The organism is Acidicapsa borealis, from assembly GCF_059115245.1.
On the sequence record NZ_JCACNY010000001.1, the window covers coordinates 754,985 to 776,181 of the forward strand.

Annotated in this window: 20 protein-coding genes and 1 pseudogene; 10 read left to right on the forward strand and 11 right to left on the reverse strand. The window is 56.6% G+C overall.

Annotation, left to right across the window (positions count from 1 at the left end; translation table 11 throughout):
- Window positions 1–30: 30 nt before the first annotated feature.
- The gene (locus tag AC5S27_RS03150; protein WP_493933125.1) at window positions 31–792 is read right to left on the reverse strand and encodes a TetR/AcrR family transcriptional regulator; all 762 of its coding nucleotides are present in this window, start codon (window positions 790–792) and stop codon (window positions 31–33) included.
- 116 nt (window positions 793–908) lie between these two features.
- Between AC5S27_RS03150 and AC5S27_RS03155 the strand changes: the two genes are divergently transcribed.
- Together AC5S27_RS03155 and AC5S27_RS03160 are read left to right on the forward strand one after the other, a co-directional pair.
- The gene (locus tag AC5S27_RS03155; protein ID WP_493933126.1) at window positions 909–1,886 is read left to right on the forward strand and encodes an SDR family NAD(P)-dependent oxidoreductase; all 978 of its coding nucleotides are present in this window, start codon (window positions 909–911) and stop codon (window positions 1,884–1,886) included.
- A 124-nt stretch (window positions 1,887–2,010) separates the two neighbouring features.
- Window positions 2,011–2,622, forward strand: a complete 612-nt coding sequence (locus tag AC5S27_RS03160; protein ID WP_493933127.1) for an FMN-dependent NADH-azoreductase — start codon at window positions 2,011–2,013, stop codon at window positions 2,620–2,622.
- Window positions 2,623–3,159: 537 nt separating this feature from the next.
- Here the strand turns inward: AC5S27_RS03160 and AC5S27_RS03165 are convergent.
- A complete protein-coding gene (locus AC5S27_RS03165; RefSeq protein WP_493933128.1) occupies window positions 3,160–4,050 on the reverse strand; it encodes a hypothetical protein in 891 nt (296 codons plus the stop codon).
- A 14-nt stretch (window positions 4,051–4,064) separates the two neighbouring features.
- On the opposite strand from AC5S27_RS03165, the gene AC5S27_RS03170 reads away from it, so the two are divergent.
- Window positions 4,065–4,400 (forward strand): hypothetical protein, encoded by a 336-nt coding sequence (locus tag AC5S27_RS03170; protein ID WP_493933129.1) that lies wholly within the window; start codon window positions 4,065–4,067, stop codon window positions 4,398–4,400.
- A gap of 40 nt (window positions 4,401–4,440) precedes the next feature.
- Here AC5S27_RS03170 and AC5S27_RS03175 read toward each other — a convergent pair whose 3' ends face one another.
- From AC5S27_RS03175 to AC5S27_RS03195, 5 genes and pseudogenes are all read right to left on the reverse strand, one after another.
- Window positions 4,441–7,059: an ABC transporter permease gene (locus AC5S27_RS03175; protein ID WP_493933130.1), complete on the reverse strand. Its 2,619-nt coding sequence runs from the start codon at window positions 7,057–7,059 to the stop codon at window positions 4,441–4,443.
- A 56-nt stretch (window positions 7,060–7,115) separates the two neighbouring features.
- Window positions 7,116–7,442 carry a PadR family transcriptional regulator gene (locus tag AC5S27_RS03180; RefSeq protein WP_493933131.1) on the reverse strand — a complete coding sequence of 109 codons (327 nt, stop codon included), beginning with the start codon at window positions 7,440–7,442 and terminating at the stop codon, window positions 7,116–7,118.
- Window positions 7,443–7,694: 252 nt separating this feature from the next.
- Entirely contained in the window at window positions 7,695–10,112 is a 2,418-nt protein-coding gene (locus tag AC5S27_RS03185; protein ID WP_493933132.1) for a tyrosine-type recombinase/integrase, read from the reverse strand.
- Complete coding sequence (locus AC5S27_RS03190; protein WP_493933133.1) at window positions 10,109–11,104, reverse strand: tyrosine-type recombinase/integrase; 996 nt, start codon at window positions 11,102–11,104, stop codon at window positions 10,109–10,111. Before AC5S27_RS03190 ends, AC5S27_RS03185 begins: the two co-directional genes overlap by 4 nt.
- Window positions 11,105–11,204: 100 nt before the next feature.
- Window positions 11,205–11,669, reverse strand: a pseudogene (locus AC5S27_RS03195) (ParB/RepB/Spo0J family partition protein); the annotation flags it as partial.
- 232 nt (window positions 11,670–11,901) lie between these two features.
- On the opposite strand from AC5S27_RS03195, the gene AC5S27_RS03200 reads away from it, so the two are divergent.
- The 3 genes from AC5S27_RS03200 to AC5S27_RS03210 are packed head-to-tail and all read left to right on the forward strand — an operon-like array spanning window position 11,902 to window position 15,240.
- Entirely contained in the window at window positions 11,902–12,963 is a 1,062-nt protein-coding gene (locus tag AC5S27_RS03200; RefSeq protein WP_493933134.1) for a tyrosine-type recombinase/integrase, read from the forward strand.
- Window positions 12,960–14,795 (forward strand): tyrosine-type recombinase/integrase, encoded by a 1,836-nt coding sequence (locus tag AC5S27_RS03205; RefSeq protein WP_493933135.1) that lies wholly within the window; start codon window positions 12,960–12,962, stop codon window positions 14,793–14,795. The genes AC5S27_RS03200 and AC5S27_RS03205 overlap by 4 nt, the downstream gene beginning before the upstream one ends.
- Entirely contained in the window at window positions 14,788–15,240 is a 453-nt protein-coding gene (locus AC5S27_RS03210) for a DUF6262 family protein (RefSeq protein ID WP_493933136.1), read from the forward strand. The genes AC5S27_RS03205 and AC5S27_RS03210 overlap by 8 nt, the downstream gene beginning before the upstream one ends.
- Here the strand turns inward: AC5S27_RS03210 and AC5S27_RS03215 are convergent.
- The 4 genes from AC5S27_RS03215 to AC5S27_RS03230 all read right to left on the reverse strand — a co-directional run bounded on the left by AC5S27_RS03215 (window position 15,154) and on the right by AC5S27_RS03230 (window position 17,588).
- On the reverse strand, window positions 15,154–15,525 hold the full coding sequence (locus AC5S27_RS03215) for a ParB/RepB/Spo0J family partition protein (protein ID WP_493933137.1): 372 nt from the start codon (window positions 15,523–15,525) through the stop codon (window positions 15,154–15,156). The two genes, AC5S27_RS03210 and AC5S27_RS03215, sit on opposite strands and share 87 nt — an antisense overlap.
- Before the next feature lie 86 nt (window positions 15,526–15,611).
- Window positions 15,612–16,028 carry a DUF6908 domain-containing protein gene (locus AC5S27_RS03220; RefSeq protein WP_493933138.1) on the reverse strand — a complete coding sequence of 139 codons (417 nt, stop codon included), beginning with the start codon at window positions 16,026–16,028 and terminating at the stop codon, window positions 15,612–15,614.
- Entirely contained in the window at window positions 16,025–16,981 is a 957-nt protein-coding gene (locus tag AC5S27_RS03225) for an ArdC family protein (protein ID WP_493933139.1), read from the reverse strand. The genes AC5S27_RS03220 and AC5S27_RS03225 overlap by 4 nt, the downstream gene beginning before the upstream one ends.
- A gap of 388 nt (window positions 16,982–17,369) precedes the next feature.
- Complete coding sequence (locus AC5S27_RS03230; RefSeq protein WP_493933140.1) at window positions 17,370–17,588, reverse strand: hypothetical protein; 219 nt, start codon at window positions 17,586–17,588, stop codon at window positions 17,370–17,372.
- A gap of 223 nt (window positions 17,589–17,811) precedes the next feature.
- Between AC5S27_RS03230 and AC5S27_RS03235 the strand changes: the two genes are divergently transcribed.
- From AC5S27_RS03235 to AC5S27_RS03250, 4 genes are all read left to right on the forward strand, one after another.
- Window positions 17,812–18,081 carry a helix-turn-helix domain-containing protein gene (locus AC5S27_RS03235; RefSeq protein ID WP_493933141.1) on the forward strand — a complete coding sequence of 90 codons (270 nt, stop codon included), beginning with the start codon at window positions 17,812–17,814 and terminating at the stop codon, window positions 18,079–18,081.
- Window positions 18,082–18,227: 146 nt separating this feature from the next.
- Window positions 18,228–18,869: a hypothetical protein gene (locus AC5S27_RS03240; RefSeq protein ID WP_493933142.1), complete on the forward strand. Its 642-nt coding sequence runs from the start codon at window positions 18,228–18,230 to the stop codon at window positions 18,867–18,869.
- A 12-nt stretch (window positions 18,870–18,881) separates the two neighbouring features.
- Window positions 18,882–19,715: a hypothetical protein gene (locus tag AC5S27_RS03245; protein WP_493933143.1), complete on the forward strand. Its 834-nt coding sequence runs from the start codon at window positions 18,882–18,884 to the stop codon at window positions 19,713–19,715.
- 143 nt (window positions 19,716–19,858) lie between these two features.
- Window positions 19,859–20,959, forward strand: a complete 1,101-nt coding sequence (locus AC5S27_RS03250; protein WP_493933144.1) for a hypothetical protein — start codon at window positions 19,859–19,861, stop codon at window positions 20,957–20,959.
- Window positions 20,960–21,197 lie beyond the last annotated feature (238 nt).

Here is a 21,197-nt window from a genome sequence, read left to right on the forward strand (position 1 = left end):
ATGAAGAAAGAAGCACTTGAGCATTAACCATTAGCTGCGCTGCCCTTGGTCACGTTTCCGATACTGAGCGATGCGCCCCAACCATTCGTCCATCAATCCACGCTCCATAGGGGTAAGTGCATCGGTCTCATCTAACCGTGCTCGCAATGAGACAGCGATCACAGTGACTGTCGGAGTTTTTACGACGGGTACTTTGGACGTGATCGATGCGAACGCAGCATCGCGGGCAATCGCAGATAGGGACATGTCCCTTTGTCGCTCCGGGAGGTTCAGTAACGTGAATACCAGTCCGGTAACGGATGACTGCAGAAGCTGCGCTGCTCTGGTTTCGTCTATGCGGAGGCGGCCGGATGCAGCAATCCGAGAAATCTGGTGCTGTACGCGACGGTATGCCTCAAGAGCGGCGCCGGATGCCGATCGCCCATCTGCGTACATGAGCCGATAGAGCGCCGGATTGGACAAACCGAACTCGACGTGCAGATCCCATCCTCGCCATAGTGCGGCAATTGGATCGCCAGGATCGGGACTTGCCGGCTTGCTGGCCAGATAGGCGGCAAAGCCGAACTCCACGAGAGCGTCGAGCAGGGCGGTTTTGTCTCGGAAAAACCGGTAAAGAGCCGGTGTCTGGACGCCGGCAGCCTCCGCGACTGCGCGGGTTGTAACCGCCTCCGACCCTCCGGCAGAAAGCAACTCGGAGGCAGCCGAGAGTATCCGTTGCCGCAGATCCGACTGCGAGACGGGCTTCTTTAGCGCAGACCCCTGCGCCTTCACGTTGCGTTTCGGAGCGCTCATTTATCTATTGTCGCCTCCGAGGCAAATTTTGAATCAATATCGCTGTTACCGCAATCTATGGTAACACTGATACTATCGGCGAACGCTTCAAGTGAGTCGCCCCGGAGGATTGTGGAATGGCAAAGACGTTTGATCGAAACTCAACAACTGATGACGTACTCGAAGGCATTGATCTCCACGGAAAGCGCGTCTTCATCACGGGTGTCTCTGCCGGCCTCGGTCTCGAAACCGCACGTACGCTCGTGGCTCATGGCGCTGCTGTGATCGGCACAGCACGCGATCTGGAGAAGGGCGAGCGCGGGACAAAGGTGATTCGCGATGCAGCGGAACAGAGTGGCGGCAGCTTTGAGATTTTGCCGATGGACCTGGCCGACCTGTCCTCGGTGCGATCGGTGGCTGATTCTCTGGTTGCACGGAACGAGCCGCTCGATCTCGTCATTGCCAATGCGGGCATCATGGCGACACCGTTTGGACACACCAAGGATGGCTTCGAGCTTCAATTTGGCACCAACGTTCTCGGACACTATGTCCTTGTGAACAGGCTGGCGCCGCTAATGCGCGAAGGAGCCAGACTGATTGTCCTTTCGTCGAACGGCCACCGCATGGCCGACATCGATTTGAATGATCCTAATTTTGAGCAGTCAACCTACTACCCGTGGACCGCGTATGGCCGCTCCAAAACGGGGGATGCTCTGCTTGCCGTAGCATTCGATAACCGACACAAGGAACGCGGCGTGAGGGCGGCGAGTGTTCACCCCGGCGGAATCCACACGGAACTCACTCGCCATATCGATCCGGCAGAGTTTCGAGCGACCTTCGCAGCGATGCACGAGCAGCACCTCGCTCTCGGGAATCCCCCCTTTCAAGGAAAGTCGATTCCACAAGGTGCAGCGACAACGGTGTGGGCGGCCGTCGTGGCAGATGCCGAAACAATTGGCGGACGCTATTGCGAGGATTGCAGTGTTGCCAATGTTCTGTCGGACGATGTGCAAGTCAGCCCGTTTAGCCCAGGGGTTCGCAGCTATGCCCTCAATCCTGACCACGCTGAGGAACTGTGGGCAAAAGCTGGAGAACTGGTGGGAGAACACTACTAATGGGAGTGGCCCCGTAGATAGAAGTGGAGCTTCGAATTCGACCCCGCAACGCTTCAATACGGTATGACGGACTGCCATCGCAATAGGGCCATTCGTGCAATCGAATGCAGGTCACCAAGGAAAGATGAGCTCGGTCTTGAATATTCTGCATATTGACTCAAGCATCTCTGGAGAGAAGTCTGTAAGCCGAGCATTGACCGAGGCCGTAGTGGCGAGGCTGAAGACTCTGCATCCTGAAGCCGGGTACGTCTATCGCGACCTCGCTCAGGAACCGCCAAATCACTACACCGCAACGGCCCGGCATCGCCGGAGGCTGTCGGAACTCAGCAATTCGCAAAGGGCGGAGCTGTCGCTTGCGCAGGAACTAATCGATGAATTCCGAAAGGCAGATGTGGTTATCGTGGGTGCTCCGATGTACAACCTGGGCGTTCCGTCGCAACTCAAAGCGTGGATCGATCACCTTGTCGTCCCCGGTGTCACGTTTGGCTTCGGACCGAATGGCCCGATGAAACTTCTCGGTAACAAGCGGATCATCGCTGTTAGTACACGCGGCATGTCGTTTGCGCCAGGAACATCGTGGGAGCGTTTCGACTATCAGGAAGCGTTCCTACGAGACATGTTCCAGTTCCTGGGAATCAGCGACTTCACGGTTGTGCGCGCCGAGGGCGTTGGTTCTCCGGATAGGCGCGAAGCCGTTCTACGACAGGCCTATGCGCAGATTGGGCAGCTCGGCTGAACGCCTCGAATGCGGCTGACAGATCTTGAATGATTGCATCCGGTTCATCGGCGTAACGACTGCCGCTCCTTCAGGCAGAGATGCATTCTTCAAGAAGCGCGCCTTTTTGATGAATCCTGCATTGAGGGCAATTCCTTTATGGACTTCCTCCGTGATGTTGCTTCCGACTTCACTTTACGTAACGTCAGTCACAGGCAGACGCAGGCTACCAGAATCAGAGTGTCTCCGCAGTGCTTGCAAGGAAGCGCTTTTGAAGTTGAACGACGCAGCAACAAAAACCTGTGTGTGAAGAAAACCAGTCGAGATGGGCTTAGGGGCGTCAACGCTTCTCCATCAAAAGGTCCAAGGTGCGCCGCAGGCAGCAGAGGGGAAAGTCCAGAAGGGGGAACGTCTTCTGGCGCGCAGCCGGCGAGTGGAGGCCGGACAAAAGGCGGGATGAGGGCCGGGAGAAACCGAAGAGGGTTCTCCCGCCACGATTTAGAAGCGGAGCGAGAGACAAAACGGCCCCGGACGAATCCGGGGCCAGAGTGGACGGAGTTAGGCCGCTTTCTGCTTCTTGGCAGTTGTCTTTTTCTGGCCTAGTTTGACGAGGGCGGGTGCTGCCTTCGGCTTCCTAGCTTTCTTCGGTTTGGCGATGGGTGGAGCGAATAGGGCCTCGGCTTCGGAAAGCAGGTCGGTGTCGGTGTCGCGAGGCAAGGCCAGGTGATCGGTCAACGCAAGACGCAGGGCAAAGCTGGTTAGCTTTTCGTCTGCGGTCGTGTTGAGCGCGGAAAGCACAAGCTCCTGCTCGGTCTGTTCGTGATCTTCGTCGTCCCCGGCGAAGTGGCTGGCGACTTCCTCAAGGAAGCTATAGGGGTCGATGTAGACCACCAATCGCAGGAACAACCGAAGTTGCGTTGCCGTGAACACGGCGGGAGTCTGTTCGAGGATGCGGTCGAAGGTGGCAAGACGTGCCTTGCGTTGATTTTCGCGGCGGGCTTGTTCGGCTTCGTACTCCTTCTGTTGGCGTTCGGACTCGGCTTTGCGCTCTTCCTCTTTGCGCTCCTGTTCGGCTCTGTACTCGGCCATCCGCTCCTCGTGCTCGGCCTCGCGCTGTGCTGCCTCTTCCTCCGTCTCCTGTGCGGCAGCGGGTGCCATGATGGGAGGCGGGTCGGCGGCGACGCGGGCGGCTTCGCGCGGGTTGTGTACCGGGCAATCGGGGTCAACGCAGACTGTCAGTGTGCGTCCGGCATGTTTGCCGAACACGATGAGGGCAGATTTGGTGTGACTGCATGGCGGCTCGGCGTCCGGGTTGTCGGGGATGTCGAGTTCGCGGTACTGGTGTTTTTGCAAGGCTCCGGGGTGCTGCTCCTTCGGCGCTCTCCATGCCGTTTCGATGGTGACAAGCTCAGGCCGCGCGCTAATCTCGCGGTCGATGTGCGCCGTCACCTTCCCTTGGAAGCATGGCGCGTCAAGGCATTATGTGGAATCTGAGCAACTGGCAAGTATTTTCCGCCGGATCGTTGCCGCCGCGCATCCTGGGGGAGACGAAATGGAACTTAATGGAACTCCCGTTTCGCATGACCTTCGTCGCCACCCAGAGATCATCTGTTGGCGGAATGACTTCCGAGCCGACTACAATCTGCCCGGAACATCATATTGCGGAGTTCATTCACGAATGTTGTCGTGAGGTCCCCATAAATCACCCTAATAGTCGTATCGCCCGTCACGACATTTCAAACACCACCACCAATAGGGAGGTATCAGCACTTACGTATCAAGACAAGATCGCTACCTGAGACGAGCACCCTACTATCGCCCTTACTCTGCCACTGCCGTTCACTCCGCCCGCAAAGCCACCATAGGATCAACCGACGCCGCACGTCGCGCCGGAATGAAACTCGCCAGGAACGCAATCCCAAGGAACAGCAACACGGCTAACGCCAGAGTCCCCCGGTCATGCGCCGTAACCCCATAAAGAGTCGCCGTTATCAGCTTCGTAAGCACCTGAGAAGCGATCAAGCCAATTGCAGCTCCACTCACAGCCATCACCTCGCCCTCGCGAAGGACTGCCAATAGGATGCGCCTACGTTGCGCCCCCAGCGCAATCCGCAATCCGATCTCATGCGTTCGCTGAGTCACCGTGTAAGCAATGACCCCATACAGTCCAACGAATGCCAGGCACCCTGCAAGCATTGCAAAGAACCCTAGCGCAAACATCTCAAACCGCACCAGCGACTGGTTATCATCCAGCCGTTCCTTCATCGTCTTCATGTCATAGATCGGTTGCGAAGGATCAATAGCCGCCACAACACTTCGCACCAACGGAGCCAGGATACTCGCCCTTTCCTCACTACTCAGCACAAAGGTCATATAAGTCCAATCGCGTTGAGTGTAGGGAACGTAAAACTGCGCTAACGCTTCACTTCGCGGACCAAACCGTCGACTCTCGCCAACCACCCCGATCACTGTCGGGTTCTGTTCACAAAAGAATGCGCAGTGAATCGTATGTCCCAGCGGATTCTGATTCGGCCATAATTTCTCCGCCAGATCACGGGTGACAATCACAACCGCATTACTCGTCTTCGTGTCACGCTCATTGAAGTCGCGGCCCTCAATCAATGGCGTCCCGATCGTTCTGAAGTATCCGCTGCTGATAATACGCGGGGCTGCTGTTTGCCGCCCAGTTTTGGTACCGTCCGGTTGAACAGGGAACTCCATATCAGCCCGTGTATCCAGCGGAAGCGTACTGACCGCGGCAGCGGACTTCACTCCAGGTAATTGACCTAAGCGTCCAAGAGCATTCGTATAGAACTGTGCCAACGCGGGCGTTGTCTTCTCCACCGCGTATGGCGCGCCATGCAAGGATATCGAAAAGCTCAAAACACTGCGCGTCTCATAACCCAGCGGAACCCGATTCAGATTCACTATCGTTCTCATCATCAGCCCCGCTCCAATGAGCAGTACAAAGGCCGTCGCGATTTCCCCGGCAACCAAAATCTTCCTCAGCCGCGCGCCCGACTTAGACACTCGCCAGACCCCGGCCTTCAACGCCGTTGCCGGGTCTTCATGACTCGCCTGCCAGGCGGGAATCATGCCGAACGCAAGGCCCGTCAGTGCCGCGATCAAGCCTGTAAAGATCAGTACTCCGGTATCAATCGCTGGCCGCGGAAAGTTCTCCAATGCTGCAGGCTTGAACACGTAAAGCAACTGTAACGCCAACTTCGCAAATAGAATTCCAATCGCAGCCCCCGCCAACGCAAGGGTCACCGACTCGATCAACTGTTGTCGCACCAACCGCCCTCGCGCAGCACCTAACGCAGCCCTCAAAGCAAACTCCGCCCTGCGCTGAGCAGTGCGTACCAGAGTAAGTCCAGCGATGTTTGCGCACGCGATCAGCAGCACCAACGTCACGGCCCCGCTTAGCAAAAGAAGTGAACTCCGGATAGATTTGGTTAGCTTGCCTGCAATAGGACTAAGCACTGGTATCTGATCTTCCGCCATTTTCTGATTACCATTGCGATTCTGAGCACGAGCCGTGAATTCTGCGCGCATCTGTTCTGGCGTCACGCCATCGCGCATCCGTACAATCACCCACGTCATGTATGCCCCGCCCTCGCGCAAAAAGGTATTCTCGTCAAATATCGTTGGCGTCCAGACATCAGTATTAGAGGGAAAATCCATCGTCTTCGGCATCACGCCAATCACTTTGAACGTCTGCCCATTCAGCGTGATCGTCTTACCTAACGCAGAAGTCTCACCGTGGAATTTGCTGTGCCAGAGTCGGTCGCTGATCACCGCTACCGCGTCGTTTCCCGGAACGTCGTCGCTCGCCTGAAACGCACGGCCAAGCCAAGATTTAACCCCAAGCACATCGAAGAAACGCGCGCTCGTCTCCGAGGCTTGCAGCCGTTGTGAACCATTAGATTCATAGCTGAAGTTGACACCGCCTGAGGAGTACATCGAAGCCGCCTCAATCGTCTTAAAGCTCGCAGCCTGCGCGTTGAAAGCACTCTCATAATTCTTGGAACTCATGTCGGGCGCTAGCCCATCTCTATAGAAGTTATCCAGGTCGAATACGCGGGCCGGCTCATCGAAGGGCAACTGTCGCAGAAGAGTCGCATGCACTAAGGTAAACACCGCCGTGTTCGCTCCAATTGCAAGTCCAATCGTCAATACCGCCGTAATGCTGTAAGTAGGCGAGTTGCGCAACTTTCGCACGGCGTATCGCGCGTCCGCCCAGACGCTTTCAATCGTGACCGCAGCGTCCGAACGATGCGTCCGTTCCTTGATAAGAGTCGTGTTGCCAAACCGCAGCATCGCATCGCGGCGCGCTTCCGCAAGCGTCATCCCACGCGTCACGTTATCCTCAATGCGCAGCTCAAGATGCGCGAGGATTTCGGCATTGATCTCACTCTCGACGGCGTCACGACGGAAGAGATTTTGAATACGGCGCATCAGAGACATTCAGCACCTCAAACCAACATGCTCTTAAATAAAAACGCACAAACGACTCATGCATAAGACTGAATCGCGCGAATTCCCTTCACTAGGTACTCAAAGCTCTCCTCCGCCGCAAGCAACTGCTTACGCCCCTGAGCCGTAAGCTTGTAGAACTTCGCCTTGCGATTCGTCTCCGTCATTGCCCACTCGGAGCTGATCCACCCACTCTGCTCCATTCGATGCAGCGCCGGGTAAAGAGAACCCTCTTCAACCTGCAGCAGCTCCGCAGAAGCCCGCTGAATATGCAACACAATCCCATACCCATGCAGTTCTCTCATCTGCGCAAGAGTCTTCAATACCAGTAGATCCATCGTGCCCTGCAGATCGTTCTTAGCCATTCGATACACCTGCACCGCTCAATCTGATGAACGATACGCCTAGTTGTATAGGGGTGTCAATACGCGCCGTAACTTTACTCGGAAGCCTGCTTCTCATCTTGATGAGGCCAGCTCAATGAAGGGTAATTTGCGTATTCTGAGTATGCAGGGTGGATTTCCATGACCAGTTCTTCGACGTGATACGCCTACCCTTCCCGAATCGTCCCACGGAGAGTCGTCATACTACTTCAGATCTTTACTATCGAGACGTTCTCAATCTTGTAGGACCGCGACATTTAACGTCGGCCTTACGGTTGTAATTTGCACGAGGCCCGTAGAGATCCGCCGTGTCGGGCCAGCAGGTGTTGGTACATCCGCTAGTTTGAGCAGCAGCTTTTCGTAGGCGGAAATGCCGTCCTCGACGGCGGCCTGTTCTGCCTCACCGAGCGGGATTTCCTGCAGCAAACGCAGCAAGTGTTCTTTGCCTTCCAGCAACAAAGCGGCGGTAGAGTCCTTCGGCATGTAGAAATCGCACTTCGCACAGGCCATGCGATGTGGACACTGTTCAAAGAAATCGTAGGTGCAGTAGCCGTGTCCGAGATCATAGAACTTCCACGGCTCACTTAAGGTCACGCCAGCGCGAACCGCGTCCTGGTCGATCAGGACTTCGATGGCGCGAAGGTTGCGGGCAAAGTAGCCGGCGTCGGCATACGACTTGGCCAACTTGAGCGGAGTGATCTTAGCATAGTGCTGGGTTGCGGATGGGCTGGCATGGCCAAGCCATTCCTGCAACTCGAAGAGCGTCATGGGCTCTTTCGCGTTGAAGAGTTGTGAAGCGATGGTCGAGCGCGCACGATGCGTGGTGATGTTGCCGCGAACGTCGGCGAGCGGAACGCCAGCCTTTTTGCAGAGCAGCGGGATGAGGGTCCTGTTTATGTATGTCTTGCCTATGGCCGTGTTCCGAATCAAGAAGAGGAAGGCGACGACCTCGCCAGTCTTCCAATCCGGTAGTTTTGTGCCTTGGGGACGCACCTTCTCCCATGCGGAAATGGCCTCACCAACAAGGTGGTCAACCGGCTTGGTGAACGACTTTCCGGTTTTGTTGACCGGGACATCAAGCAAACAGACGGCATCGGCGGGAAGGAGTTCGCCTGTGCCTGGCACCGTGGCATCGTCCCGCTGCCAGCGTATGCAGCCTACCCGCAGACGGAGGATCTCGTTGTTGCGAAGGCCAGCGAAGAGCCAGATGACTGCGAGCGCTCCGCACATCTGAATTGGATAGCTGGTCGGACGCGGCCGACTACGCCGCGAGGGACCTTTATACGGAAGATCTTCTGCTACGAGATTTAGACCGGCCCATACGAGCTTGGCCCAGACATCGTCGGCGATCACGCGGGGGTTGGGGCCGATCAGTGCGGTCAGACTCTTCGGGGCGGTCAGATGCCGCATGGGATCGAACCTACGCGGAATAAGTTCCCACTCCTGTAGATCGCGAAAGAGAATGCGAAGCGAGCAGATGCGATCCGCCCGGGTGCCTGGCGCCAGCATCTTACCGCGGCTCTTGACATGCACCGGATCGACGCTGCACCAATCGCCGCCATGCCACTGGCAGACAACGGAGATGAACTCGGCGGCAAGATCGCGGGTCCAGTCGGCGGGTGACAGGACTGTTGGATGCGTCTGACCGAGCCACCGCCCGACGTTGAGCAGAAAGTAATAGCTCTTTGTTCTGGAACGCTTCGCATCCACGGAGCGGTCAAACCAGATGCGACAAAGCCGGACCCACTCCGCGGGCACACCAGTGGTAAGTGCGGGGGAAGACTTCTTGTCCAAGACCGGGCGCTTAATCTCCATCGCCTCGGGTATCGTACCCATGCTGGCCAACACGCGCGAAAAGGCAACAATACACCAGCTTCCGATCCGGCGCGGTCGACGCGCAATGGTAGCCTCAAGATGTTCGACCGTCAGTTGGCCGAGGTGGGGCGAGCGGATGAACAGCAAAGCCTCAAAAGCAGTTCGCATGACGTTGTTGCGTGTGCCAGCCTTCGCATATCCCCACTCCAGGAGCAACGCCTGCACACGTTCCGCCACGGTCTTCATGTACTCGCGGCCAAACACCTTGCGGGCGAGACACGAATAGACGAGGTGGTCGCTCTTGAGGCGGTGCAGGTCGGAGAATCCACAGATCAGGTAGGCAATCGCCAGGATGTGCTGACGTCCCGCTTGCCGTCGGTCTATGGAGTCGATCCATTCCTCGGAGCTCCATCCCCAAAAGGACAGCTTGCGCTCCGCCATCTCTCGAAGAAAAAACAGCAATACGTACTTACGCTGGTTGGGGATGATGCCGGTGTAGTCCAGAGCATCGTTCAATGGCTGCACCAGTCTCTTGAGCGACGGTCCGAAATCCATCGTTCGCCCATACCGATAGAAGCGATAGGCTTCTGCGTAGCGAGTCAGCACGTCCTCTTCGTCGGCGGTTAGCGTGCTGGAGCGATCGTATCGGTCCAGATCAAGCGGCCAAACCCACGGGCCGTCGTCGGCCTTCTTCGGCTTCTCCTTTTCCGGTCCCCACTGCGCTCGCGCGCACTTCTGGACGAGTTGCTTCCGTTCTGCAGTCGTCAATGTCTCGTACCATAGGCCGATGTTGTTATGCCATGGCTTGCCATCTCTTCGTACTCTCTTCTGCTTCACTGGCCCACCTCCGACAGCATCTGTGCGCGACGGGCATGGATCTGCGCCATGCTTGCCGCGAGCTTCAGAGATAGGTCGCGGCCACTGAGATGGATATAGAGCAATGTGGTCTGCACGCTGCGATGGCCGGCGAAACTGGCGATCTCATGAATGTCCCAACCGGCGCGGGCAAGGTCGGTCAAACAGAGGTGGCGAAGAGTGTGCGTCGAGAATCGCTCAATGCCAGCCCTGCGTGCAAGCTGCAGGACGATCTTCGACCAGCTCCATATCGAAATCGGCCTGGCGTAGTTACGGCGAGACTCAGACAGAAAGAGCGGACCACGCTTCTTGCCCAACGCTCGGCGGTGTTCGAGATACCGCAAAAGCAGCTCGCCACTTGAAGCGGAGTACGGAAGAACGCGCTCGCGATGTCCCTTGGTGCTCTCCGCGCGAATCCTGAGCATGCGCCGAGCCGGGTCAATGTCGCTGCTCTCAAGGCTGCAGAGTTCTTCGCGACGCAGCCCTGCATCATAGGCAAACGCCAACATGGTCCTGTTACGAATCGACTCCTGACGTGCTGAAGCAAGAATCGAATGCCAGTCCTCTTCGTTCGGTATCCAGGGAAGCTTATGATGCCGAGCAACCATGCCACGTCCACTGCCCGTCTGCGCCGCGGGGTTGTTCGGACGTACTCCTTCCTCCATCAGATAGGCATGGAACAGGCGAACTACTGTTAATAACTGCTGAACCGTAGCGTTGGACAACTTGCTCTCGCCACCGTGCAACGCAGCGAGATAAAGACCCAAATCGCCACGGGTTGCAGAGATGGATGCGACGCAACGTACCTTCAGAAAAGCTAGATACCGCTCCAAAGCCCGTGAGTAGGCGTCCAGTGTGTTGAGAGCCAGGCCTCGATGCGACTGCAACGTGAGCCACGAGCTGGCATGAGGGTCCGCCGCAACCAGCGGGCAACGGTCCCAACGGATAGGATGGACAACGAACTCAAATGGCAAGTAGACCTCCTTCTGGAGATCAAATAAGAACAGATACGGCGGTGCGAAGGGTGTCAGGATGCGCGGCGGCAACGATCCGGCAGAAAATACTTGCGGTTGCTCAGATTCCACATAACTTACACTGGTCACCCTGCACGTCGGCAAACAGACTGGTATTGAAACCGCTGCGCCGTGGGCAGGTGACGCAGGCTCCGGCAGTTGAGTTCAGGGTTGGGTCTTCGCGGTCGAAGGGAGCGTCGGCAAGGTTCAAATAAAGGTTGGTCTGAATCCACGCGCTGAGGTGCCTGGCCGGAAGCAGGTGAGCTTCCTTGTCCTGCCAGTCCTTGCGCCAGCAGTTGTCGAACGCGTCGGCCTGATGCTCTTGCGGTAGACGCGCAATCAACGCTGCATGGCTGGCGGTGATGCGCTCTTGCTGGAATGCCTCTGCTACTGCGGGGATAAGCTGCAACAGACTCAGCCTCGCATAGATGTGGCTGGCACTCTTGCCGGATTTCTCGACCAACGCGGCAACGTCGTAGCTCGGAAGGTCAAGCAAGCTCTGAAAGCCTTGTGCCTCTTCGTAGGGGTGTACGTCTTCACGCTGCGAGTTCTCGACTTATCTTTAGTCCTTCAGAAGCAGTCCATGACGTCTACGACGTGACATTTCAGTACGTCGTGGAATCGTTAACTGTAGAACGTCTATGACGTGCATTTGTAAGTGAAGTTCTCTGCTTGCCGGAGGAAGGTAGCCCGCGTTGGCGCAGTGAGCGTAGCGAACTGCGCCAATGCGGGCTGGCGCCCAACCTCTGGGGGTAGATGTGGTTAAAGTGCAACGAATCATCATGGTGGATAGCCATGAACGCAGTTGGATCGTCCTGGATGCGAGTGGGAGGCCCGTTGCGGAAGTCAATGAATACCTGCTGTACCTTCACCAGCTCGGGCGATCACCGAATACGGTCAGGGCCTATGCTCATCACCTTCAGCTCTTCCACGCGTTCTTGATGGACACGCGCCGCGACTGGAGGAAGCTGGTTCTTACCGACCTGGCTACGTTCGTGGGCTGGTTACGTCTGCACTCGACGAAGGCCCAACAGCCGCGTTCCGACTCGACCATCAACGTCGTGCTGGCAGCAGTGGGATCGTTCTATGAGTATCAAGACCGGCTAGGTGTAGAGACGGAGATCAGCCGTTCACGCCGCTTCGGAGCGAAGAGTTCTTACAAGCCGTTCCTTCACCACATCAACCGGGCACAATCTCTGCGACATGCTGTGATGCGTGTGAAAACAACGAAGCGGTTGCCTAAAGTCGTTAGCGCCGCCGATGTTCAGCGGTTGCTGGATGCCTGCGTCCATCTTCGGGATCGCTTGCTGTTGTGCCTGCTCTATGAAGGCGGCATGCGCATCGGCCAGGTACTTGGCTTGCGACACGCGGACATCCGTTCGTTCGATGGCGAGATCGAAATCGTCCCGCGCACCAATCTGAACGGGGCGCGCGCAAAGTCGCGCACCGCCTATGTTGTTCACGTCTCCAAAGAGGCGATGACGCTATATGCAGACTACCTTGTACACGAGTGCCGAGAAACCACGCACGACTATGTGTTCGTGAACTGGTGGGGCGGCCGCATCGGGGCTCCGATGAACTATGCCACCGTCATCGACCTGTTCCGTGCGCTCGGAAGACGAACGGGGGTGCGTGTGACACCACATATGTTCCGGCACACTCATGCAACCGAGCTGCTGCGATCTGGCTGGGATGCGGCCTATGTGCAGAAGCGGCTGGGGCACGCCCATATCCAAACCACGACGAGCATCTACGCACATCTGTCCGGTGAAGACATGGGAGCAGCGTACAGCCGCTACCTGCGGGAGCGTGAACGATGAGCCGACGGAGTGCGGAGTGGAATCGCGCCAAGCAACACCGGCTTCTTACCCAGCTAGGCAGCTTCTGGGCGGAAGATGTCTGGGACATGCAAAGCTGCCCGGTGCAGGGCCTATCGGTAAAAGCAAACCAACGCCGTCTCCGCTTCGGATGCAAGTCGCAAACGATCAATGGAGAGCTCAAATATGCGTTCTCGAAGAAGTTCGCCGAAGGCCAGTGGACCAGCACGCAAGAGCTGACGAAGGTCCATCTGTTGGTTAAGTGGCTCAATGGCCTGAAGCATCTTCCTGTGTCGCTGATGGAGCGCGACCTGGAATGGTGGAGGCGTTCGTACACGGCCTATCTTCGACGCTGCGGGATGTATCGCACGGGCACAACCCGTCGAATGGATAAGAGTCAACAGCCGCGCGTGACGCCGCGCGACAGCGCGTATGTGAGCACTCTGCGGCAGGCATACCTTGTTCTGAGGGACGCGTATGATGACCGACCTGAGCAGGAAAAGGACATCTGGAATCTGCAACGCGTGTCGATGCTGAACAACCCGACGATATCGACGGGACCGCTGAACTTCCTGAACATCAGACAGCCTTGGCTTCGAGCGGCGGCAAAGTCGCATCTTGCCTACAGTCTCACGATCTATGCGGAGGGAACGTGTAGGACACGGCTGCAATCTCTGGTCTGCTTTTCGGAGTTCCTCGCTGCCGACAAGCCTCACGCCACGGCGCGTTCGATCACTCGTCCACGGCTGTTGCGGTATCTGAGCTACCTTCCGAGTCGGGTGTGTACCGGCGCGAGAAAGAACCACGTCATCAACCTGCGGACGTTCTTGGAAATGGCTCATCGCGAGCGGTGGTTGCCGGTTGGTCCTGAGCGGCTGATCCACGACGAAGAGGTTCCGCAGCCAATGAAGCATCAGCCACGTTATATCCCTTCGACGGTGCTTGACCAACTGAATCAGCACCTTCATGGTCTGAGGCCATCGTGGATGCGAAAGGTGCTCATCCTGCAGGAGTGCGGTATGCGCATCAGCGAATTACTGCTGCTCTCACTGGACTGTCTCTCGCAGGACGCGCGTGGCGTCTACTATCTCCGCTACTTGCAAGGCAAGGTCAGACGAGAGAACGCAATCCCCGTATCGCAGGAGATAGCGCGCGTCGTGCAGGAGCAGCAAGCGTATGTTCGAGAACGTCAGCAAGGCTTCGACCTTCTGTTCCCGAGCGAACGAGGTCGTCCGATCCGACAGGCCAGCTTCGCCCAGGCCATCAATCAGTTCGCATACAACCATCGCATCATCGATGCGAATGGGAACCTCTTCCGCTTCCAGTCACACCAGTTCCGTCACACGGTAGGCACGCGGATGATCAATCTCGGCGTGCCTCACCACATCATCCAGCGCTACCTCGGGCACAAAGGCCCTGAGATGACCAACCGCTACGCTCACATCCACGACAGCACCATGCGGGAGAAACTCTCGGAATATCTTGCAGGCACGCTGGTCGACGTCAGTGGCCATAAGGTCGTGGAAGAGAGCGCCAACGACACGGCTGAGTTGCAGTGGTTCACCCGCAACGTGCTGGCGCAAGCTCTCACCAACGGCTACTGTGCGATCCCCACGGTGGCCGGCCCTTGCCCTCATCCGAACGCCTGTCTGAACTGCGCCCACTTCCGCACGGACATCACCTTCCTCGACGTCCATCGCGCCGAGCTGCGTGAAACCGAACGGGTCATCGCTAAAGCCGATGCCAACGGCTGGACGCGGCAAAGCGAGATGAACGCGCGCAAACGAACGAATCTGGTGAACATCATCACCGCTCTGGAGGAGACACATGCTTAGAAATACAGAAGGGCTGAAGCAAAGCGCGAAGCTCAGAACCTCCGCCGCTCTCAAGAAAGCACAAAGCACCATCCGTCAAATGCAGGCAGAAGAGATCCCGATCAACTTCCGCACGGTCGCGGCCAGTGCCGGTGTCTCGACCGCCTGGCTCTACAACACCAAACCTCTACGCGAACGAATCATGAAGCTGCGCACTGCCTCGAAGACGCCTGCACAGAACGATGCGACCCATCGACGGATCATCTCGCTGGATCGCGTCATCGCCACGTTGCGGCTTCGCATCAAGCAACTGGAGGCCAGCAACGACGAGCTAAAGGAACAACTCGAACGTGCCTATGGACAGCTTGCGATGCCTTCCTCAACTGACAAATCCGCACGTCGTGGACATATCCACGACGTGCAGACCCGCAAAAACAGAAAGAAAACGCTTGACCACTATAGATAATTCAATAAGCTGCCACTCAAGCGCCTGGGCATCCGTGAGTTCCTTGATGCGGGCGGGGAGTGAGAACTCTTCGGCAAGCTGTCCCGCTCGGAAGCGCCTTGCACCAGCAACGATCTCGAAGGCGTTGTCTTTGGGACGCACGACGATGGGCTGGATGAGTCCGCCTGACCGGATGGACTCGGCCAGCTCTTCCAGCTTCTTCTGGTCGAACGTCTTGCGTGGGTTGGTTTTGGATTCAAAAAGCTGGTCGATGGCGATGTATTGGAATTCGCTGCTGTTCTGCATGATGCGCTCCTTGGGCTGTGGTTGGTGGTTGGGGTTGTGAAGCGGACACGCTGCCCTGTCACCGCTTCGTAGGCGGGAAACTTGGGTTAGGCGTGTTGCTTTCGCTGCCGCTCGAAGGCATCGGCGAAGCCCTGCTGTCGCAGGTTCTTGTCCCACAGCTTGGCGAAGCGTTCATGCTCGGCGTGTAGCTGCGGGTGATAGCAGTAATGGGCATCGCGGATGAAGCGGCTCCACTGCTCAATGCCCGCGTAATCGTTGCGCCAATAGAACGGGTTCAGGTGTGCGCCCCCGGCAAAGCCAAGCTCGAAGCACATTTCGGGGTCGCGCACGGCATCGCCGTTCTGTTCTCCGTAATGACAGACAGAGAGGGCGGGAAGCCCGCATGGGCCGGACTCGTCGGTGGCCTCGATGACCAACGCCATATAAGGCGGGTTTTCGATGTGAAGATGTAGGCCGTGGTGCCAACCTCCGGCCTTTTGCAGAATGTCGAGAATGATTTTCATGCCGCAACCTCCGCGACTTCTTCGTCGTTGGCGCGGTCGATGGTATCGGTCTTTTCCTCGAAGGTTTGCCCGAGGATGCAATCGGCGGCTCGTTGTGCGTTCGCAGCAGCATGGACGATGAGGCGGTTATCCTCTTCCAGCTTGGAAATCCAGTTCTGGATGTAGGCAGTGGTGTTGCGGTCGGTGTGTTCGTTGGCAATGCCAGCGATAGCGCACATGAAGGCCGCGCCCATCTCGGCGACTAACTCTTCTTTGCTGTAAAGCTCATCCCCGAAGTGGTCGCCAAAGGTGCGGTTCAAGCGGCTTTCGTGGCCTGTGCTGTGGACTAACTCATGAAAGAGGGTGCTGTAGTAGTGGGCTGCATCCACAAAGCGGGAACGTGCGGGCATGTGTACGGAGTCGGTGCGCGGTCGATAGTAGGCGCGGTATTCGGTGGGGCTCGTCAGATGGAGTGCGGGTCGGCTCTCCCATCCGGTCACGATGGCTTCGCAGGTTTCGTCCTCGTCGATCTCTGGCGCGTTGGTGGGCTGCACGATCTCCGGCACGGTGAGACCGTCGCACTGCTCGACGTTGAAGACGGTGTAATGGCAGAGAACGAAGGGGGTGCGCTCGTCTTCGTCCGTCTTTGTGTCGTCCTTCCCGGCGTGGGGAAGCTGCTTGAAAAAGACGATGGGCGTTCCGCGTTCGCCTTTGCGGACATTGCCCTTTAGCTCCTGCGCCTGTTTGAAGGTGAGCCAGAATGGAGAGCTGAAGTCGCTCGACCAAAGCAAGAGGATGTTGATACCCCGGTACGGTTTGCCCGTATAGAAGTTGCGCGGGAAGGGGCCGCCCGTAAATCGCGGTGTGTTCCACGGCTTCTCCCACGGAATCACCCCGGCTTTGAGGCTGGAAATGATGCGGTCGGTAACGGTCTGATAGATACTCGGCCTGTTGCTGGTGTTTGCTTTCCTCATGGTTATTACTCCCCTCGCGGTTGCTGTTGCTTTTGCTTGTCCGCTCGCAAAGCGGCGGCATGGGACATGCCGGACGCCCAAGTGGCGAACGCGGGGGTAGCAAACGGAAAGGTCTTCGAGCGGAGCTTTTTGGGGGGACCGCGCGCAGCGTGGGGGAGCCAAAACCCGGAGGGCGAATGGCCTTGCAGAGCGCGGGGGGCAGCGCCCCCTAGAGAGGCCTGTTTTCCTTATTCAGCGTGCGTAGCACGGAGATCTATTGGGAGGGCGTTGCGGGAGGGAACGTCCCGCTGAGGTGGGTGACTCAGGACGCAGGGCGGCCAGAGGCAAGGGAGGAAACTCCCTCCCTTCCTAGTGCTAAGAAAGAGTTTTTGGAAATGTAGAAGAAGAATTAGCTAGGGATTGCGGGCGTGGTGTAGTCCTTCAAAACCTGTGGCTGTCCGCCTTCGTCGCGCGTCCACTTGGCTTCGAGTGTCATTTTGACGCCGAGACAGGCATTGAAGCTGGAACCGTCCTCGAAATCAATGATGATCTCCGGACCGTATCTGCCGTCTTCAAAGAGTGTGATAGACCGGACGACTTTTCCGGCAAGGTCGCTGCATTCAATCATGGGGATGTCCTCCCGGTGTGATGGAAATTACGTTAATGCAAGACTGCCCAAACTGGAACGGCTTTCGGTGAGAATTATCGCTCTTAATCGGCTATCCCCATAGTCATTTGCCGTTCTCTGGCACTGCGTCTGGGGCGGTTGATCGGAGGCTACGTTATACGCTGATCGGCCTCCGCAACTATTATACGCAGCGCGTAATATACTTGCGGTGCCACAGTGAGGTGTGGCGACATCCAAGACAAACAATCCGAAGAGCGATCCTTCCGTTGTCTTTGGTGAATTGTTACGCAAGCGACGAACAGAGCAAAAAATGAGCCAAGACGCTCTGGCGGCGAAGGCCGGATACGAGAGAGCGTTCATTAGTCTCATAGAACGCGGCAAGACCAACCCATCTCTACGTTCCATATTCGATATCTGCACTGCTTTGGATATCCGGCCCTCGGTCTTTCTCCGTCGGGTAGAGAAAGCGGCCAATTTTGAGTTGCCCACCTAAGACTGGCTGCTGCTAATCGAAGGCGATAACGCTCGCCCCACATCGGTTTCCTTCGGCCACACTTGTCTGCTCCCCGGTGGCGATAGAGCCGGTGTATTCTCGGATATCGGCGCATCTACGCTTACTTTCGTCTTGGACAAGCCAAAATGATCATTCAAGAGGTTCTGAAGGGCATCAGTGGTATTAGCGAGATCGACGTTAACCGTATCTTCGCAACGGGTATCCTCTGCAACTGGTGGCGGAACGTCGGTCAAATTTCGGCGGCTGAGATTCCCGTTCGACTGACTGACCGAAATCTTCAATGGCACCAGAATCGGTATGAAGACCCAGACCCTCTCGAAGGTAATGAGGAATTCAAAGAGCACACGCCATTCATCTCAACTACTGCCGGCAGCGTGGTACAGGATGCCTTCAACAACGTGAATCACCTGCAGCCAGCTTGGTGGCAAGCGCTGTATTTCGCTACAGATTTCTGGCAGGCAGATGGCTGGATTTTCTATTGTAGTGCTTGGATTTTGGGCAGAAAGGCCGTTGGGCATCAGGCCTTCGCAGAAGAGCTTCGGGAGCTCCACGTTTACACCGATTTCTCTCCGTACCAACCCGAAGGCGAGATCACGGCGAAAATACAAATTCCTATGGCACAGATTCAGCGCGCCGAGGAATGGAAGTTGATCGATATTCAAAGTGCCATCGCAAAAGGAAATATTCCTCTACCCGCTCGGACACTCGCCAACCCTCGCTTTATCGAGCCTGCAATTTACAGCAACGTGCGATCGGCGCTGGCGTGACCGGAGGCGAGCGTGAAAGAGATCGCTAAAGAACTGGGAATTGACATTGAATTAGTCGCACGAGACCTGGCGTTCTATCGCGGGGTTGGTACGGGGTATTTGTCGCACATCGGACAATATCTTGAGCGACGTAGTTGGGAACCGATCGCCTATGCCGCGACTGCTTTTAGAAGAGCTGCCTCCCACGCACTTCTTCTCGACGATGCCGGACTTGCCGCTGAACTGTTTGGAAATAGTGCTAAATGCTATGAGGCCTTGCATCGTCCGTACTCTGCGATGATGTGGACGCTCGCGCGGAACGTCGATTTGGCCTCAGCGTTTTCGGACAGGAGCGTATTCGAGTTCATCGCGAGCGAAGGCAGATATCAGTCTGAGGGATCGGGTCAGATGGCCTATTCGTTACTGGTCGAGAGTGTCACGAATTTGGAAGAGCAGCCGGTGGACAACCCGCAAGCGCGAACAAGGCGCCTTCGGACAGTGGCAAGCGAATTGAAAGCATTCTCTACCACGCCTCTCGGCATGATGGGAATCCCCATTGCCAGCTACCTTGGCTTGGCAACCTCAATGGAAGAAGGTGCAGACGCCAGCGAGACTGAATACCACCTATTGCCATTCCTGAATGCATATGAGGTTGCAATGTCTACGGCTCGTTCAAGAACCTATCACTGGCGACGGCTGCTGATGCCCTTTCACCCGGCTGAGCCCGACATCCTTGCGGTGTTTTCTGTCGCCAACCGATGGTTCAAACGTCGTCAAATCAACCTGACAGATTTCGTCCGGGGACGTACCGACTACCGTTTTGCATCGACATTCCTGGCAGCGGCTCTCGAACAGATAGATGAATGAGAGGGTAATACGGCGTGAGCCATTTTAAGCTCTGACAGCCGATCAGCATGTTGTGTCGATTTGTCTTTTCGTGTCGGAAGTCGGTCAGCGAACCTGTGTGGCCATCTTCTCTGAACACCTGAGGCTTGATAGTTGAGGACAAGATGATGAAGGAGGAGATTTACCTCAAAGACGTTTTCCGCTCTGATAAGCTCCCGACATTGCTCAATCTGGCACAGAGCATTTCTGCCTTCTCGCCTTTCTTGAGGGATTTCGTCAAGTTCAGAATCGTGCTCGATGCCTCTGCAGCACAGGAGCATCTACGTTGGCTTTTGGGTAAGCGTACCAATGCGTCTGCGACTACATCGATTCATGAAGCCATCGTCTCCGGTGTTGTCGTAGCATTTGCCCCGAGCTACATTGAGGGCGAAATAATCGAGCACGAAGAAGAGATTGCAGCTGATACCGGGACGACGAAGGAGGAGGTCCGCAGGCTATGGGTCGCAATGCGGATGAGCCTTCAGCTTTATCCGATGGACACTGTTCCTGTGGAGGTTCGGCAACTGGTGGATCACGATGATGAGCCCTATCGCATCGTCAGACAGCAGGTCGGGGCCAGAGCCATACTGACTCGCGATCCCCATTTCAAAGAAATGGGCGAGCCCGTTGTCATGGAGCGGATTGATGTAGCGCTGCGTGATTATGCCCGCGCTTCGACCGTCAAAATCGGTGTAGTCCTTGGCTCGGGCATGGCATTCACGATCAGTTTCGAAATGATTCCAGTCTTGTTTCGGACGCTCAAAGGCGTGGCTAGTTGGTTGAAGCGACAGCCTCCAATGACACAGGTTGCGATTGTCTGTTGCGTTCTGGCCCTCGCCGTACATCCCAAGTCTCGGGCGAAATTCGTGAGCGCTTGGCGGATGATCGCTCCGACATTGAGAAACTTTGCGGTGGAAACCCTTACGCCTCTCGCTTTGGAAGCTGCCCAGGCATCACAAGACGCCGCCAACCATTTGCGCGCAATCGAGGCAGCCTTTCCCCCACCCGTAAAGACGACACTTATCATGCACGCCCGTGCGGTCAGCATCATGGCGCGAGGTCCCATATCCTTGCTTCAATTCGAGTTGAGAATTCGACAGGACGGCTACAAACCTCGCTCTTCCAACTCCCGAGCTTATCTCCGGCGTGTACTGCTGAAGTCCCCGGATTTCGTGCAGGTTGCGCCTGACCAATGGATATTCAAACCCTCCTCCCAGAAGGCCTGAGATTTGAATTCTGCTCTTGCACCAACTGGGGTTCGGCTCCACTCAAGGGCGCCTTGGGGCAGAACAGAACCGACGTGATGCGGAAGAGTTTTCGATTGCACCCGTCCGTCGTACCAAGGGTAATGGTCGGTGCAGGCGTCGCAGAAGTCGCCACAGGGGTACTCCAAAGGGTTTGCGGAACTGCGGCGACCTGGGCTAATAGGAGTAGACAGCCACAAGACGCACACTGCCATAGCGA

What these genes read in the sequence shown, in the direction of transcription:
- AC5S27_RS03180 (WP_493933131.1), bottom strand. Translation starts at nt 7,442, where the DNA reads ATGGCTAAGAACGATCTGCAGGGCACGATGGATCTACTGGTATTGAAG.
- AC5S27_RS03205 (WP_493933135.1), top strand. Translation starts at nt 12,960, where the DNA reads ATGAGCCGACGGAGTGCGGAGTGGAATCGCGCCAAGCAACACCGGCTT.
- AC5S27_RS03220 (WP_493933138.1), bottom strand. Translation starts at nt 16,028, where the DNA reads ATGAAAATCATTCTCGACATTCTGCAAAAGGCCGGAGGTTGGCACCAC.
- AC5S27_RS03210 (WP_493933136.1), top strand. Translation starts at nt 14,788, where the DNA reads ATGCTTAGAAATACAGAAGGGCTGAAGCAAAGCGCGAAGCTCAGAACC.
- AC5S27_RS03150 (WP_493933125.1), bottom strand. Translation starts at nt 792, where the DNA reads ATGAGCGCTCCGAAACGCAACGTGAAGGCGCAGGGGTCTGCGCTAAAG.
- AC5S27_RS03175 (WP_493933130.1), bottom strand. Translation starts at nt 7,059, where the DNA reads ATGCGCCGTATTCAAAATCTCTTCCGTCGTGACGCCGTCGAGAGTGAG.
- AC5S27_RS03230 (WP_493933140.1), bottom strand. Translation starts at nt 17,588, where the DNA reads ATGATTGAATGCAGCGACCTTGCCGGAAAAGTCGTCCGGTCTATCACA.
- AC5S27_RS03250 (WP_493933144.1), top strand. Translation starts at nt 19,859, where the DNA reads ATGATGAAGGAGGAGATTTACCTCAAAGACGTTTTCCGCTCTGATAAG.
- AC5S27_RS03240 (WP_493933142.1), top strand. Translation starts at nt 18,228, where the DNA reads ATGATCATTCAAGAGGTTCTGAAGGGCATCAGTGGTATTAGCGAGATC.
- AC5S27_RS03215 (WP_493933137.1), bottom strand. Translation starts at nt 15,525, where the DNA reads ATGCAGAACAGCAGCGAATTCCAATACATCGCCATCGACCAGCTTTTT.
- AC5S27_RS03225 (WP_493933139.1), bottom strand. Translation starts at nt 16,981, where the DNA reads ATGAGGAAAGCAAACACCAGCAACAGGCCGAGTATCTATCAGACCGTT.
- AC5S27_RS03170 (WP_493933129.1), top strand. Translation starts at nt 4,065, where the DNA reads ATGGCGCGTCAAGGCATTATGTGGAATCTGAGCAACTGGCAAGTATTT.
- AC5S27_RS03155 (WP_493933126.1), top strand. Translation starts at nt 909, where the DNA reads ATGGCAAAGACGTTTGATCGAAACTCAACAACTGATGACGTACTCGAA.
- AC5S27_RS03160 (WP_493933127.1), top strand. Translation starts at nt 2,011, where the DNA reads ATGAGCTCGGTCTTGAATATTCTGCATATTGACTCAAGCATCTCTGGA.